The organism is Odoribacter laneus YIT 12061, from assembly GCF_000243215.1.
Taxonomy (GTDB): domain Bacteria; phylum Bacteroidota; class Bacteroidia; order Bacteroidales; family Marinifilaceae; genus Culturomica; species Culturomica lanea.
In genome coordinates, this window is record NZ_JH594596.1 from 1,590,727 (window position 1) to 1,605,074 (window position 14,348).

Sequence of the window (14,348 nt, forward strand, 5' to 3'; positions counted from 1 at the left end):
CCTAAAATTATATTAAAAGCTAAACTTTTCTGCCTTCTGTATCGTTGATAGGGTATCAAACTTAAAACAACAAAGTCATGAGAAACGAAGGTTCACATTTAATGTCAGGCATGCTATTTGGTGCTCTTATCGGAGCATGTGCCACTTATTTGATTATCAAAAACAAAGGGACAATCAAAAGAGAATTGGAAGAAGTTAGCGAAAAAGTAAAAGACGGTGTTCACGAATTCGGTCATAAAGCCAAAGAAAAAGCTGAAGAATTCGGCGAAAGAGCCAAAGAAAAAGCCAATGCATACGGTGAAACAGCTTATGAAAAAGCCAACAAAACCGCTGCTTCTTCTGATTACAAAAGCCAGAATTTAAACAATCCCTCAACAGGAAAAACCTATTAAAAAGGTATGGGAAAAGAACCCGAAAAAATTCTGAATGAATTTAAAGAACGACTTTCTTCTTTTATCGGATTGAAAATCGAGCTCTTTAAGTTAAATGCTTACGAAAGGGTCGCGAGGATTATCGCGATCCTTTCGCACAGCCTTATCCTGATGTTACTGGCTCTTTTTGCCGTACTGTTTCTTTTCTTTACCCTGGCTTTTTTCCTGGGGGAGGTGCTAAACAGTATCTCATTAGGATTCCTGATAGTAGCAGGAATTTACATTCTCCTGTTCATTATCGCCTATTACAGCAAAAAGAGCATTCAGATCGGTATTATGAATATCGTAATCGGTGCTATACAAGAGAAAGAAGAAGAAGATAAAGACGATGGAGACGACACAGAAACAACCCACAACAGTCCGTCAGAAACACCTGACTCCACTGCAGGAACTAATCGCCACTAAGCTGGAATTACGCCGCCAAAGCCGCCTGGAGGAAAAACAAGTCCGCGAACAATGGCAGCAGATACGGCACCATTCTGGACAGCTCATTTTTAGCGGTATAAGCAATATATTTTTCCCTCACCGGAAAACAAAAGCCGAAAAGTTAGAGGCAGAAAAACCTCATTTCTGGAAACATGTTACCGACAATCTCCCCTATTATCTGGCAATTGTCCGGGAAGGCCTCTCTGTCACCTGGTATCTCGCCCGTCCCTTCTATTTACGCTGGCTGATGAAACGTAAAAAATAACGTATTCGCTATAATCCGAAAGCTAAAAGCGAAATCCGGTCGTATATCATACTGAAGATACCCAGTGCCAATACGCCCAACAAACAGGCGATCAGGCTTACCCGGGTATAATTATCGGAACGGAAAGTTGCTATCGGCGACTCATTCGAATTGATAAACATGGCTTTTACAATCAGCAGATAATAATAAAGGGAGAGAATGGTATTGACTAAAGCCAGTAAAACCAACAGATAAAACCCTTCTCCCGCCGCCGACATAAAAATAAAGAACTTACTGAAAAAGCCGGCAAAAGGAGGAATCCCCGCCAAGGAAAACAAAGACAGCATCATGACGATGCTCAAACGGGGATTGGTCCGGTATAAACCGTTATAATCCTCCATACGTACTTTTCCACTGCGCTGTTCTATAATGGAAATTACCCCAAAAACACCTAAATTGGAAAAAAGATAGACCAATACATAATAGACTAAAGCACTCATTCCCTGAGCCGAACCGGCAATAACTCCCAACATGAGATAACCCGCCTGAGAAATGGAAGAAAAAGCCATAAATCGCTTTAAATTCTGCTGACGGATGGCAAAAAGATTGGCAATGCTAATCGTCAGGACGATTAGACCATAGAGCATCATTTGCCATTGTTCCACAATCGGAGCGAATACTTTTACCAAAATCATCATCAATACAAATACAGCCGATCCTTTCGAAATCACCGATAAATAAGAAGTAACACTCGTCGGTGCTCCTTCATACACATCTGCCGTCCACAGATGAAAAGGCACTAAGGAGATTTTAAATCCCATACCGGCAAAGAAAAAGACAAAAGCCATGATCTGTAACGGGCAACCGTCAATTCCTGCAGGAATATCTTCAAAATACAATGTCCCCGTCGTTCCATAAATCAGAGAAATCCCATACAGCATTAATCCCGATGCAAAAACGGCCGAAAGTATGTATTTGGCACCGGCTTCTGCAGAATTATGCTTGTATTTGTCGAAAGCTACTAAAGCGGCCATCGGAACGGAAGCCGTCTCCAGCCCGATAAAAAACAGTAAAAAATTACCCGAGGAGATCATAAAGTACATTCCCAATAAAGTAGAAAGCGTCAGCACATAAAATTCACCCCGTTTGATAGAAGTACTCTCCCGGCTCAACCAATTTCGGGCTTGCATAAAAATAATTAACGTCCCTACATTCAGGATGGTCTTTACCACCGACAGTATAGGAGAATTGATATACATGCCTCCAAAAGCCTGCCCGTCGGGCATTGGATCCAAATGAATCAACGTATGTACGGCCATCAGCACACAAGCCGTTAGCTGAAAATAACGGCGGATTTTACCCGTACAAAACAAATCGAAAAGTAATAAAAGTACCATCACTAGAATCAGTGATATCTCTTCTTTCAAATACAATAAATTTCCGAAATCCATAACCTTAATCCTTCCAAACGTTCATAACTTTTCCGTCCTCTCTCTTTCCCTGCTATTTTATTTTGCCAATTGTTCCACAACTGTAACCATGCTATCGCTAATCATATCGGATATCCATAGAGGAGCCAGCCCTACAGCAGCAACAGCCAACATCAGTCCGATGACAGCCAGGCGTTCATCCCAGGTGGCATCTTTTAATTGCTGATGAGCCGGATTGACTACACTTCCATACAATAATTTTCCGATCACCCTCAATATATATACCGCTGTGATGACGATAGAAGTAGCCGCCAGAATCGTCATGACCCGGTGAAAGGTATCCGCCTGTTCAAAAGCACCTACAAAAACAGTCATCTCCGCCACAAAACCACTTAATCCCGGTAATCCGAGGGAAGCCAGTCCGGCGATTACATATCCGACACCCAAAAAAGGAATAACACGCATCAAACCGCCCATTTCTGTAATCAAACGGGTATGAGTACGGGAATAGATCATGCCGATCAAAGCAAAAAACAAAGCCGTCATCAATCCGTGCGACAGCATCTGTAGCACAGCTCCCGTCATAGCCGTCTGGTTTAACATCAGAATGGCAAACAATACCAAACCGCAATGGCTCACAGAAGAATAAGCATTGATGTATTTCAAATCCTTTTGTACAATAGCGCTGTAAGCTCCATACACCACACTGATACCGGTCAGAAGGATAAAAATCCAGGACAATTCTTTAGCAGCTTCCGGCATCAGGTAAATAGCTACGCGAAAACAACCATAGCCTCCGAGCTTCATTAAAACTCCCGCATGCAACATGGAAACGGCTGTCGGAGCAGAAGCATGCCCATCCGGTGACCAGGTGTGGAAAGGAAATAAAGCTCCCAATACGCCAAAACCGATAAATGTCAAAGGAAAAAATAATCGCTGAGCTTCCATCGGGATCCTATATTGCGCAATTTCCAATAAATTCATGGTGTAAGTTCCCCCAGCCGGAGCTGAATGGAAATAAATACCCAAAATCCCGACCAAAAGAAAAGCCGATCCTCCCATCAGCATCAAAGTCAGCTTCATCGCGGCATATTCCTTCCGCCCGCTCCCCCATACACCAATCAACAAATACATCGGAATCAAGGCAATTTCGTAGAACATAAACATCGTAAATAAATCGATGGAGATAAAAAAGCCGAAGACGCCCGTTGCCAACAGGCAAAACCACATAAAATATTCCCGCTGCTGCATCGCCATCCGCCAGGAGGCAAATGTTCCGGTAAATACGATCACAGCCGAAAGCAAAAGCATAACTACGGAAATACCATCTACCCCCACAGCATAGTGAATATTGAAAGGAGCAAACCACAAAACATCCGCCCGAAATAACATTTGAGCGGTATTTCCGGCACTTCTTTCTCCCAGATACATAATGGTCAACATCACAGCCAAGGCAAGTAAAGCCGTGGCACCTGCGACCATAACCGCCCGGATTTGCTTCAAATTTCCGGCCAACAATAACCCCAGCATCATGACTACCGGTATCCCTACAAATAAAGATAAAAAATTCATCCTTTTCGATTTTAATAAATTCGTTCTTTTTCCCTCATTCGCTTCTCAAGTCCTGTTGTCTTATAAAAAGACCATCCACACGACGATCAATAAAGTCCCTATCAGGAAAACAAAAGCATATTGCTGTATTTGCCCCGACTGTAAGCCCCGTATGCAGTAAGCTACTTTTTGAGTCACCGTCGCCGTCAGGTTCATAGCTCCGTCTATCACATGTCTGTCAAACCAGGCAATTCCCTGAGAAATACCGGCAAAAATGATTCGTTTGGTAATAAATAAATATAAATTGTCTATATAAAAACGATGGAGGGCAGCCCGGTAAAAACCCCCGAAAGCCGTCGCCATCTTTGCCGGCAGGACTGAAGCTTGCCGGTAGAACCTGAAAGCTATTCCGATAGCCACACAAGCCAAACCGACACTGGACAAAGCGACTTTTCCATCCAGGTGTATGGTATATTCCACCCCGTCGCTGCTGACAAAATTTCCGAAAGGAATAAACCCGGCAAAGCAAGTGACGAATGCCAGAAATAAGAGCGGAGCCGTCATACTGACCGGAGCCTCGTGCGGGGTATGTTCGCGCTTTGCTTCAGCTCCCCAGAAGATATTGTAATACAAACGAAACATATAAAAAGCTGTCAATCCCGCAATTCCACTCATCAGTACTCCCATCCAGGGACTAAATAAAAAAGCAGCAGTCAGGATTTCGTCCTTACTGAAAAAGCCGGAAAAAGGCGGAATACCGGAAATTGCCAGACAAGCCACTAAAAAAGTAATATGGGTCACCGGCATATATTTTCTCAAACCTCCCATCGCCGACATTTCATTACTGCCGATGGTGTGTATAATCGCTCCGGCGCAAAGAAAGAGCAAGGCCTTAAACATCGCATGCGTAAACAGGTGAAACATACCGGCAACGTATCCTAAGCCGGCATGTCCTCCCATGCCACTTACCCCCAAAGCAACCATCATAAATCCGATTTGCGAAATGGTAGAAAAAGCCAATACCCGTTTGATATCGGTTTGCACACAAGCAACCACTGCAGCATAAAGGGAAGTAAATGCCCCGACAATAGCGATCCCAACCAGTAGCTCCGGCGCCGCTTCAATATACAAAGGAAACAGACGGGCTACCAAATAGACCCCGGCCACAACCATCGTTGCCGCATGAATCAAAGCCGAAACCGGCGTGGGTCCTTCCATAGCATCCGGCAGCCAGATATGAAGCGGGAACATGGCTGATTTCCCGGCCCCTCCGACAAAGATAAGTCCCAAAGCCCAAGCAATGACCGACCCTCCTAAAAAAGTTGCCCCGGAAGCCGATGCACAAACATTTCCGGACATTAATTCCGTAAAATTAAAGGTCTGCGTATAAAACGAAAGCAACAAAATCCCGATCAAAAAACCTAAATCAGCAAAACGGGTTACGATAAAAGCTTTTTTAGAAGCGGCAATGGCAGCGGGCTTGGTATAATAAAAACCGATGAGCAAATAGGAAGATACTCCCACCAACTCCCAGAAAATATACATTTGAAAAATATTGGTAGCAACCACCAGTCCTAACATAGAAAAAGTAAACAGAGAAAGGAAAGCGTAATAACGTTGAAATCCCCGTTCTCCTTTCATATATCCCAAGCTATAAATATGAACCATAAGCGAAACCGTCGTAATGACAACCAGCATCATCACCGAAATAGGGTCGAGTAATATTCCCAGCTCGATCTGCAAATTTTCTGTGAACCGCAGCCATTCCAAATGAAAAACCGTTTGGGGAAGCCAAACTCCACCGCTCCGTCCAGCCCCAAAATACCGATAGGCCGTCACATAAGCCAATACGGTAATTACGGTTAACCCCAAAGTTCCTAACCTTCCGGCCGTGCGGTGAGTCATATACTTTCCGCCTATTCCCAACAGCATGAACATCAACATCGGCAAAACAAATATCAATACGGCACTTTCCATAACAACTAAATTTCGTTTTAATGTTTCATTTTATCCAATTTACTTACTTGAATATTTCGGATATTCCGGTAAATATTGATAATAATAGCAATGGCTACAGCAGTTTCCGCAGCAGAAATTCCGATCGCAAAAAGAGTAAAGAAAAACCCTTCCAGCTGCCCCGGAAACAGATAACGGTTAAATACCGCAAAATTGATATCCACAGAATTCAGTATCAATTCAATAGATATCAAAATAGCCAGTAAATTCCGCCGGTAGAAAAATCCGAAGATTCCGGCGAAAAACATAATGGTACTCACCACCAAATAATACTCCATATGTATCATACTACCTGTTTTAAATTCGTATTTAACCTCTTTTCCGGGCAATCATGATTCCCCCGATAATACAAGCCAACAACAATACACTGATGGCTTCAAAAGGAAGCATATACTGATATTTCTCTGTCCCCAACAACGCAAAACCGATGGTCTTCATATCTATCTCTCCCGGCACAAAACGGGAAACCGGAAAAGTATGATTCAACGTGATAAAAATACACAGAACAGCTCCTGCAAGGGAAGCGACCAGACCGGCAAACAACTTACTTTTCGGTAATTTGGTTGCAATTTTATCTCCGTCTGGGCTAGTCAGCAAAATAGAAAACACATACAGGACAATAATACCCCCTGCATATATGGTCAGCTGAACAGCCCCCAGGAAAGAATAATTCAACTGAAAGTAAATACCTGCCGTCCCGAATAACACAAACAACAGATAGGTGGCCGACCTCAAGATCCGCTGAGTCGTAACAGTCAACACCGAAAAGACCACAATTACAGCAGCTAAAATATAAAATACGACTATTTCCATCTTTTTATTTTTAAATTTCTATGATTTTCGGCAAAACCCTTTTTACACTCCCTTCTTTTCCAGCACAGCACCTTCGTGATTGAGTTGTTTTACTAATTTTTCCCGGGTAAAGACGGCATTTTCAAACTCGGTCCCAAACCTCAAAGCCCCTTGAGGACAGCTGACTACACACAACTGACAAAAAATACAACTTCCCAAATCGTATCGGTATGCCTTTAATATCTTCCGTTTTTTCCCATTTTCATCGGTCACAAATTCCGACTGAATTTGTATGGTCCCGTTCGGACAATTCATCTCACATATCCCGCAGGCTATGCACTTGTGTTCGTTCTGCCCGTTGTGAATCAACTCTAAAGTCCCCCGGAAACGATCGTACATTTTCAGGGTAGCCCGGTTTTCCGGATAACATTCCGTCGTCTTTCTGGTAAAAAACTCCCGTAAAGTAACCTTCATACCGGTCAATAAGGACCCTAAACCGCTGAATAAACCGCCGAAATAAGTATTTTTCTGAACCATATTAAAAATGTAAATCAAAAACCACGACAATGACCATCAAAAACATATTGACCAAATTAATGGGCAGCAGATATTTCCATTCCAACGTCAATAACTGGTCTATCCTTAAACGAGGAAATGTCCACTTAAACCACATGATTATAAAAATCAACCCTCCTGTCTTCCCGAAAAACCAGATAATAGAAGGAATAGCATCCATTATGGCATTAAATCCGTTCCAGCCTCCGATATGCAAAGGCATCCAGCCTCCCAAAAACAAAGTGGTAGCCATTCCGGCCACAATAAACATATTCAGGTATTCCGCCAGGTAAAAAAAACCGAAATGCATACCTGAATATTCCGTATGATAGCCGGCCGTCAATTCCGAATCCGCTTCCGGTAAATCGAAAGGTCCCCGGTTCGTTTCCGCCGTTCCGGCAATCAAATAGATGATAAAAGCGATAAAAGCCGGGATATGGCCTTTAAAAATAAACCATCCGTCTGCCTGATTGGCCACGATCTGCGACAACTGCATCGTATCGGTAAAAACGATAATTGTCAATATGGACAATCCGATAGACAATTCATAGCTGATCATCTGTGCCCCACTTCGCATAGCCCCAATCAGGGAATATTTATTATTACTCGACCACCCCGCCAACAAAATGCCGACAATTCCCATCGAAGAAACCGCCATAACAAAGAAAGCACCTACATTGAAATCGATGATTTCCAAGCCTTTGGCAAAAGGCAGGCAACTGAATGCAATGACCGAAGCAATGATGACAATATAAGGAGCCAAATTGAATAAAAATTTATCGACATGATTGATGGTTATCAATTCTTTGGTCAACATCTTGATCATATCGGCCACACTCTGAATCAAACCATAAGGTCCTACCCGATTCGGACCCAGGCGGCATTGGAAAAAGGCGCAAACCTTCCTTTCCACATAAATCAATACCAAAGCGATCACGGCATACCCCACCAGCAAACACAACCCGATGAGAATAAACTCTGTCAGGATAGCCCATCCCTCCGGCAAAAACGACCGCAACAACTGATCCACCCAATGCGTAACCACTGAAAAATCAAACATATTCTTTTCTTTTAGAAAGTTATTTCTCTCTTTTTCTAATCTCTCATATAGCAATCAGCTCCTAACGATCGATGTCCGGAACGACATAATCCAGCGAACCGCCAATCGCAATCAAATCCGCAATTTTATTCCCGCTTGCCAGCGTATCGACCACAGACACTAAGGGCAATCCCGGAGAACGGAATTTCATACGATAGGGATTCTTCTCGCCCCGGCTTTCGATAAAAACCCCGAACTCGCCACGGCTGGCCTCAACGCTGGAAAAATAACTTCCCTCCGGCAATTTAAGAATCGGTTTGGTTTTCACGGCATACGCCCCTTCCGGAATAGCATCGATCAATTGTTCCAAAATACGAAGCGATTCCCGTATCTCGTCCAACCGGACTTTGTAGCGGCCGAACACATCTCCGTCTTCTCTGACGATCTCTGTAAACGCCACCTTTTCATAAACACCGTAAGGATGTACTTTTCGTACGTCACAAGCCCAACCGGAAGCTCTTCCGGAAGGTCCCGTAACCCCAAACGAAATAGCCTGCTCCCTGGTCAATACCCCTATTCCTTTCATCCGCTGCCGGGCAATTATATTTCCCGTAAAAACCTCATCGTATTCCTTCATCATCGGAGGCAAATAACGGATAAAATCTTTTACACCTTTGACAAAATTCGGATGTATATCGGCCATCACTCCTCCGATGACATTATAATTCATAATCAGACGTCCTCCACAAGTTTCCTCCAACAGATTCAATATCTTTTCCCTGTCCCGGAATCCATAGAAAAAAGCCGTCAAGGCCCCCAAATCCATACAGAAGGTGGACCAAAACAACAAATGCGAAGCAACACGGGTCAACTCGTCCATAATAGTCCGGATATAGACAGCCCGTTCGGGCACTTCCAGTCCCAAGGCCTTTTCAATACACATACACAGAGCATGCCGGTTCTGATGGGCCGACAAATAGTCCAGCCGATCGGTTAAAGCCAGCGTCTGCGGATAAGTCATGCTCTCGCACATTTTTTCGATTCCCCGGTGAATATACCCGCAATTGACATCTACTTTCTTTACGATTTCCCCTTCCAGAGAAACCCGGAAGCGCAACACACCGTGGGTAGCAGGATGCTGGGGACCAATATTGACGACATATTCCGAATCCTTAAACACCACATGCTCTTTTTCCTCCACAATACCGTCTTCCTGAGCCTCCAATACGGGAGTGACGTCCAAGGTTTCGTCGCTCTCCAGACGTACCGGATTCACAGTGTCACCGGTATCGTAATCTTTTCGCAAAGGATATCCCACCCAGTCGTTCCGCAAAAATAAACGGCGCATATCCGGATGATTGATAAACCGGATTCCGAAAAAATCGAAAATCTCTCTCTCATTCAGACCGGCTGTAGCCCATAAATCATAAACCGTAAATAATTCCGGATTTTCCCGGTCGAAGGCTTCTGTCTTTACTACCAAATTTTCTCCGGAAAGGGTGGAACGGAAATGATAAATGACTCCTAACTTTTCTCCCCAATCCATTCCTGTCATACAAACCAGATAATCAAACCCGAAATCGTTCCGCAGCTGAACAGCCAATTCGCGGAAAGCTCCAGGCTCTATCTTTAGCGTCAATATTTCTCCCCCTTCCTCCACTGCTTCCGGAATCCGCTTCTCTATATATTCTTTCAAATTCTCCATATACTACATTAACAATTTATCCTCTTCCTTTTGCAGGAAACAGACAGTTTCCGGAATTCACTCTTTTTTCTCTTTCCGGTTTACCTCTCCCAGGAACTTCTGTACTTTAATCTTACGCTGTAATTGCATCATCCCATATAACAAAGCTTCCGGCCGGGGAGGACAACCCGGCACGTATACATCCACCGGCAATATGGTATTTACACCTTGAACCACATGATAAGACTTCCGGAATGGTCCTCCGGAAATAGCACATCCCCCCATGGCAATAACGTATTTCGGCTCTGCCATCTGATCGTACAAACGCCTTAATACCGGGGCCATCTTGTGTACAATCGTTCCAGCCACCACAATTACATCCGCTTGCCGGGGACTGGCCCGCGTCACTTCAAACCCAAAGCGGGCGAAATCATAACGGGCCGCTCCCACTGCCATAAACTCAATGCCACAGCAACTTGTCGCAAACGTAAGCGGCCATACCGAATTCGAACGTCCCCAATTGATAAGGTCGTCCAGACATCCCACCACAACATTCGTTCCGGACGCCCGAAGCTGCTCCAGATATTCATTGTCCTTGAAGTCCTCATACTTCATCGATTTTACAGTTACTTCCATTCCAAGGCTCCTTTCTTCCAAGCATACGCCAATCCCAATATCAATACGATCATAAAAAACAAGATACAATACAATCCGTCTACCCCCGTTTCCTTCACAATGACAGCCCACGGAAACAGATAAACCGTCTCCACATCAAACATCAGAAATAAAATGGCAAACAGATAATAGCCGACTTTAAACTGCATCCAAGACTTTCCCCTAGTCGGAATACCACACTCATAGGCCTCTCCCTTCTGACCATTATAAGAACGGGGCGAAACCAAACGGGCTACCCCCAAAGCAATCGCTACTAAAGCAATCGCCGTAATCAACACAACGACTAATAACGTAAAGTTCATAAAAATAATTTTAAATCCGCAGAATGATTTGACTACAGAATATGAAAAAATATTTCCGAAAGAAAAAGATAGAATATAAAACTAAACGACAATTTTACAGAGCCTATATACATAATAAGCCGTCGAATCAGCATAAAAAGAAGTAAGAGCCGACTCCTTAAACAGGCATAAAACCAACGCTGCCGTCCGGTAATCTTTCCGGTTGGCCGCTAACCAAATATAGGATTTATAACTCGAAGTAAAATGATTTATATCCAAAGTAAGTTCTCCGCAGGCATTCTCCCAAAGAAAAGAAAAAGCACCGTATTCTGCACCTGCCGATTTTTCCCATGTTGCATTTTCCGCCTCCTGGCCGGAATCGACAACAATCTCCGTCTCTCCAACTCCTAACAGCAGGGGAAATAATATCAACAGCCCATATCGGATAATTTGCTTCATAAAAACAATTGAAGACGCAAATATAAATTTTATTTATAAATTAAAAAATATTTTGGTTGAATCAATTTGAGCAAACGAGTGCAGACAAAAATAAAAATTTTCCCCATTCACGGTGAATTCCGCTCCCGGAAACTACAACATTAAGGGATTTTTTCACGTACATTCTCCTAGTAATTTTGTCATGAAATCAAAACTAAATATCCAATGAAAAAAACCGGAATATTTTACGGTTCCACCACCGGAACAACCGAGAGCCTAGCCAAACAAATCGCCACTTTATTAGACGTGGCCGATGCAGACATTTACGACGTAGCAAATGCCGAAGTAGCCTCTGTCAATGCCTACGAAGTATTGATATTAGGCAGTCCCACCTGGGGATTGGGAGAATTACAGGACGATTGGTATAGTTTCCTCGATAAACTGAAAAAAGTCAATCTGAACGGTAAAACAGTTGCCCTTTTCGGTTGCGGCGACTCCTCCTCTTACGACACAACGTTCTGTGATGCTATCGGAATTATTTACGAAGAATTACAGAACAGCGGCTGTACCTTTTGCGGAGATGTCGATACCGAAGGATATATCTTCAGTGACTCCAAAGCCGTTGTCAACGACCGATTTGTAGGTTTGGCTCTGGACGAAATAAATGAATCCGACCGAACAGAAGAACGTCTGAATCACTGGATCCAGCAATTGAAGCAAAACTGCCTGCAGTAAATTACTCATTTTTTATTGATTAATAATTGTAAACCGGATGTCTTTGCCATCAGACATCCGGTCCTAAAACAAAACACCATGCCCGACAACTGCATTACCTCCGGAGAAATAAAAATATTTTTGCATCATATCTATGAACTGCAAAAAGGAGTCAGAAACATGGCGCTATGTACCCTGAATACTGCCGATGCCGATTTTGCTATAAAACGTCTCCAACGACTGAATATTTCCTTTTTTAAACAAGAACTCGGGAATAGCAATATCAACCTCTTTTTCGGCAAAGAAGAATGTATACAGACCGTCCGATTGATCATCAACCGTCCCCTCAACTGCCTTAGTCCGGAAGAAGATTTTATCATCGGTGCCCTCCTCGGTTACGGTATCAGCCAACAATGCCAACGCTATGCCGCCCGCAAAACCGCTGTATTGAAAACCGCCTGACTCTAAAATGTCAGGATATACAAAAGATCGGACATTATTTATACCGGATAAAAACCGTCGGATTATAATTTTTTAATTTTTCCCCTCTTCCTACAAATAAAGTTTTCTTTTTGAAAATCCGATACTCCTTCCTCAAACAGACTGATACCTTACAAATTGACGAAAATTATATCCTGATTTATATTTTTTATCAGAATTGCAATCTCGTCAATCAAAGGAAGGAGAGAGCCGCAAACCAAGATTTCCCATCAACTCCTCTGTTCAATAATTTTATCTGATACTTTGCTCCGGAAAGACTTATCTAATTAAATAATCTCATTTTTTAACTTTTTAAATAATTTTTATATATTTATACAATACATAACAAACCTTTGGTTCGGGTAAAATTTTCCATTGATTCGTAAAATGAACGTTTTATCCCAAAAGAAGTTTCGTCTATCCGGCTCGAAAGGTTACTAACAGAAAGTCTGAAGGACTTTATGGATCAGGCTTAAAAAGCTACTCACTGCTTACCAAAGAACTTTTTAAACCAACCTCAGGAAGTTTTTCTTTACGAAGAACACCTGGCACTCCCCAATACATATCATCGGGATTTTCCCAAAATTCCACATTTAAACTAGGATTCTCCTCTGCCCTACAAGTATCTCTTTTATTCAAAATAAAATAATAACGACTTTCACGTACCAAATCCCGAATAAATTCACGGGTAGAAGTATAATGATATTTCTTATAAAGGGTATCAAGCTTTATAAATCCATAACTATACTGTCGGGTCTCTAACGTATTTGGTTCTAAAATCAGTGAACAATATGCTGTACATAGTTCTAAAGTATCCGACTGAAAAACACCAAAACAATCAAAACCATCCCTTTCACTCGGAGGAGGGGGCGGAATTTGTGGCATATAGACACATATTACATTGTCGCTCCGATTGATAACGGTGATTTCCAAATATACATAACCGATATAATTGATTGTATCTTCAGGATAAACCGGACAATAAGCCCTATCTACAGTGATCCGGACGCTATCCTTTAACGGCTTTGACGAAGTTATTTTATCCCCCCTCCCAAACAAACTAAACAAAAGAAATAGAAATATACTTTTCATTTTTACTAATATTTTGAAATCATCCTCTATTCGATACGAGATAAAACAGGTAAAATATTCCTCTCCTATTTTCAAAACAGAAGAGGAATAAGAAAAAAGCCTTATTAGTCACGAAGTTTCTCTTTGCGAAGCGGAAGGGTTTTCATCCATTCTCCTTCTTCTACCCATCCATCTTCTCCAAAATATCCTAAAAATTGGATTTCTAAGGTCGAATCGGATTCTACCATACAGGTATCACGACGATCGAATATAAAATAATAACAGCTTTCACGAACCAAATCCTGCAAAAATTTTTGAGGAGAAGGATAACCGTATTTTTCATAAAGCGTATCTAACTTTCCATTACCATAGATATATTGGCGGCTCTCCAAAGTATTCGGTTCTAAGATCAGTGAAGAAAAAATCGTACCTAATTCCAACGTATCGGAACGAAATATTCCGTAACAATCAAAACCATCCCTTTCACTCGGAGGGGGAGGCGGGATTTCCGGCATATAAAC

General features: G+C 42.5%; 18 protein-coding genes. 5 read left to right on the plus strand and 13 right to left on the minus strand.

What is annotated here, in order from left to right; translation table 11 throughout:
• Positions 1–77: 77 nt before the first annotated feature.
• From HMPREF9449_RS06640 to HMPREF9449_RS16570, 3 genes are read left to right on the plus strand one after another with little or no spacing between them, the layout of a single operon-like run.
• Positions 78–392, plus strand: a complete 315-nt coding sequence (locus tag HMPREF9449_RS06640) for a YtxH domain-containing protein (RefSeq protein ID WP_009136482.1) — start codon at positions 78–80, stop codon at positions 390–392.
• 6 nt (positions 393–398) lie between these two features.
• Positions 399–836, plus strand: coding sequence for a phage holin family protein (locus HMPREF9449_RS06645; protein WP_009136483.1), 438 nt, complete (start codon positions 399–401; stop codon positions 834–836).
• Positions 760–1,122, plus strand: coding sequence for a hypothetical protein (locus tag HMPREF9449_RS16570; RefSeq protein ID WP_147640031.1), 363 nt, complete (start codon positions 760–762; stop codon positions 1,120–1,122). The genes HMPREF9449_RS06645 and HMPREF9449_RS16570 overlap by 77 nt, the downstream gene beginning before the upstream one ends.
• Positions 1,123–1,130: 8 nt before the next feature.
• Here the strand turns inward: HMPREF9449_RS16570 and HMPREF9449_RS06650 are convergent, their stop codons facing one another.
• The 11 genes from HMPREF9449_RS06650 to HMPREF9449_RS06700 all read right to left on the minus strand — a co-directional run bounded on the left by HMPREF9449_RS06650 (position 1,131) and on the right by HMPREF9449_RS06700 (position 11,583).
• Entirely contained in the window at positions 1,131–2,552 is a 1,422-nt protein-coding gene (locus HMPREF9449_RS06650) for an NADH-quinone oxidoreductase subunit N (RefSeq protein ID WP_009136484.1), read from the minus strand.
• 57 nt (positions 2,553–2,609) lie between these two features.
• Positions 2,610–4,103, minus strand: a complete 1,494-nt coding sequence (locus HMPREF9449_RS06655; RefSeq protein ID WP_009136485.1) for a complex I subunit 4 family protein — start codon at positions 4,101–4,103, stop codon at positions 2,610–2,612.
• A gap of 60 nt (positions 4,104–4,163) precedes the next feature.
• Entirely contained in the window at positions 4,164–6,059 is a 1,896-nt protein-coding gene (gene nuoL / locus HMPREF9449_RS06660) for an NADH-quinone oxidoreductase subunit L (protein WP_009136486.1), read from the minus strand.
• A gap of 17 nt (positions 6,060–6,076) precedes the next feature.
• Positions 6,077–6,385, minus strand: a complete 309-nt coding sequence (gene nuoK / locus HMPREF9449_RS06665) for an NADH-quinone oxidoreductase subunit NuoK (RefSeq protein WP_009136487.1) — start codon at positions 6,383–6,385, stop codon at positions 6,077–6,079.
• A gap of 22 nt (positions 6,386–6,407) precedes the next feature.
• Entirely contained in the window at positions 6,408–6,911 is a 504-nt protein-coding gene (locus tag HMPREF9449_RS06670; RefSeq protein ID WP_009136488.1) for an NADH-quinone oxidoreductase subunit J family protein, read from the minus strand.
• A 42-nt stretch (positions 6,912–6,953) separates the two neighbouring features.
• Positions 6,954–7,427, minus strand: a complete 474-nt coding sequence (locus tag HMPREF9449_RS06675; protein ID WP_009136489.1) for a NuoI/complex I 23 kDa subunit family protein — start codon at positions 7,425–7,427, stop codon at positions 6,954–6,956.
• A 1-nt stretch (position 7,428) separates the two neighbouring features.
• A complete protein-coding gene (gene nuoH / locus HMPREF9449_RS06680; protein WP_009136490.1) occupies positions 7,429–8,505 on the minus strand; it encodes an NADH-quinone oxidoreductase subunit NuoH in 1,077 nt (358 codons plus the stop codon).
• Positions 8,506–8,566: 61 nt separating this feature from the next.
• Positions 8,567–10,189, minus strand: a complete 1,623-nt coding sequence (locus tag HMPREF9449_RS06685) for an NADH-quinone oxidoreductase subunit D (RefSeq protein WP_009136491.1) — start codon at positions 10,187–10,189, stop codon at positions 8,567–8,569.
• Positions 10,190–10,246: 57 nt separating this feature from the next.
• Positions 10,247–10,804, minus strand: a complete 558-nt coding sequence (locus HMPREF9449_RS06690) for an NADH-quinone oxidoreductase subunit B (RefSeq protein WP_040611250.1) — start codon at positions 10,802–10,804, stop codon at positions 10,247–10,249.
• Positions 10,795–11,145: an NADH-quinone oxidoreductase subunit A gene (locus HMPREF9449_RS06695; RefSeq protein ID WP_009136493.1), complete on the minus strand. Its 351-nt coding sequence runs from the start codon at positions 11,143–11,145 to the stop codon at positions 10,795–10,797. The genes HMPREF9449_RS06690 and HMPREF9449_RS06695 overlap by 10 nt, the downstream gene beginning before the upstream one ends.
• Before the next feature lie 81 nt (positions 11,146–11,226).
• On the minus strand, positions 11,227–11,583 hold the full coding sequence (locus tag HMPREF9449_RS06700) for a hypothetical protein (RefSeq protein ID WP_009136494.1): 357 nt from the start codon (positions 11,581–11,583) through the stop codon (positions 11,227–11,229).
• A gap of 204 nt (positions 11,584–11,787) precedes the next feature.
• Here HMPREF9449_RS06700 and fldA point away from each other — a divergent pair, with 204 nt between their 5' ends.
• Together fldA and HMPREF9449_RS06710 are read left to right on the plus strand one after the other, a co-directional pair.
• The gene (gene fldA, locus HMPREF9449_RS06705) at positions 11,788–12,297 is read left to right on the plus strand and encodes a flavodoxin FldA (protein WP_009136495.1); all 510 of its coding nucleotides are present in this window, start codon (positions 11,788–11,790) and stop codon (positions 12,295–12,297) included.
• A 78-nt stretch (positions 12,298–12,375) separates the two neighbouring features.
• Positions 12,376–12,738, plus strand: coding sequence for a DUF2023 family protein (locus HMPREF9449_RS06710; RefSeq protein ID WP_009136496.1), 363 nt, complete (start codon positions 12,376–12,378; stop codon positions 12,736–12,738).
• 498 nt (positions 12,739–13,236) lie between these two features.
• Here HMPREF9449_RS06710 and HMPREF9449_RS06715 read toward each other — a convergent pair whose 3' ends face one another.
• Both HMPREF9449_RS06715 and HMPREF9449_RS06720 read right to left on the minus strand, forming a co-directional pair.
• A complete protein-coding gene (locus tag HMPREF9449_RS06715) occupies positions 13,237–13,848 on the minus strand; it encodes a hypothetical protein (protein ID WP_009136497.1) in 612 nt (203 codons plus the stop codon).
• A gap of 104 nt (positions 13,849–13,952) precedes the next feature.
• Positions 13,953–14,348: hypothetical protein (locus HMPREF9449_RS06720; RefSeq protein ID WP_009136498.1), on the minus strand; the 396-nt coding region annotated here is incomplete at its 5' end.

Bases quoted from the DNA above. Each gene is read 5' to 3' on its own strand.
- HMPREF9449_RS06640 (WP_009136482.1), top strand. From the start codon at position 78: ATGAGAAACGAAGGTTCACATTTAATGTCAGGCATGCTATTTGGTGCT.
- HMPREF9449_RS06645 (WP_009136483.1), top strand. From the start codon at position 399: ATGGGAAAAGAACCCGAAAAAATTCTGAATGAATTTAAAGAACGACTT.
- HMPREF9449_RS16570 (WP_147640031.1), top strand. From the start codon at position 760: ATGGAGACGACACAGAAACAACCCACAACAGTCCGTCAGAAACACCTG.
- HMPREF9449_RS06650 (WP_009136484.1), bottom strand. From the start codon at position 2,552: ATGGATTTCGGAAATTTATTGTATTTGAAAGAAGAGATATCACTGATT.
- HMPREF9449_RS06655 (WP_009136485.1), bottom strand. From the start codon at position 4,103: ATGAATTTTTTATCTTTATTTGTAGGGATACCGGTAGTCATGATGCTG.
- nuoL (WP_009136486.1), bottom strand. From the start codon at position 6,059: ATGGAAAGTGCCGTATTGATATTTGTTTTGCCGATGTTGATGTTCATG.
- nuoK (WP_009136487.1), bottom strand. From the start codon at position 6,385: ATGATACATATGGAGTATTATTTGGTGGTGAGTACCATTATGTTTTTC.
- HMPREF9449_RS06670 (WP_009136488.1), bottom strand. From the start codon at position 6,911: ATGGAAATAGTCGTATTTTATATTTTAGCTGCTGTAATTGTGGTCTTT.
- HMPREF9449_RS06675 (WP_009136489.1), bottom strand. From the start codon at position 7,427: ATGGTTCAGAAAAATACTTATTTCGGCGGTTTATTCAGCGGTTTAGGG.
- nuoH (WP_009136490.1), bottom strand. From the start codon at position 8,505: ATGTTTGATTTTTCAGTGGTTACGCATTGGGTGGATCAGTTGTTGCGG.
- HMPREF9449_RS06685 (WP_009136491.1), bottom strand. From the start codon at position 10,189: ATGGAGAATTTGAAAGAATATATAGAGAAGCGGATTCCGGAAGCAGTG.
- HMPREF9449_RS06690 (WP_040611250.1), bottom strand. From the start codon at position 10,804: ATGGAAGTAACTGTAAAATCGATGAAGTATGAGGACTTCAAGGACAAT.
- HMPREF9449_RS06695 (WP_009136493.1), bottom strand. From the start codon at position 11,145: ATGAACTTTACGTTATTAGTCGTTGTGTTGATTACGGCGATTGCTTTA.
- HMPREF9449_RS06700 (WP_009136494.1), bottom strand. From the start codon at position 11,583: ATGAAGCAAATTATCCGATATGGGCTGTTGATATTATTTCCCCTGCTG.
- fldA (WP_009136495.1), top strand. From the start codon at position 11,788: ATGAAAAAAACCGGAATATTTTACGGTTCCACCACCGGAACAACCGAG.
- HMPREF9449_RS06710 (WP_009136496.1), top strand. From the start codon at position 12,376: ATGCCCGACAACTGCATTACCTCCGGAGAAATAAAAATATTTTTGCAT.
- HMPREF9449_RS06715 (WP_009136497.1), bottom strand. From the start codon at position 13,848: ATGAAAAGTATATTTCTATTTCTTTTGTTTAGTTTGTTTGGGAGGGGG.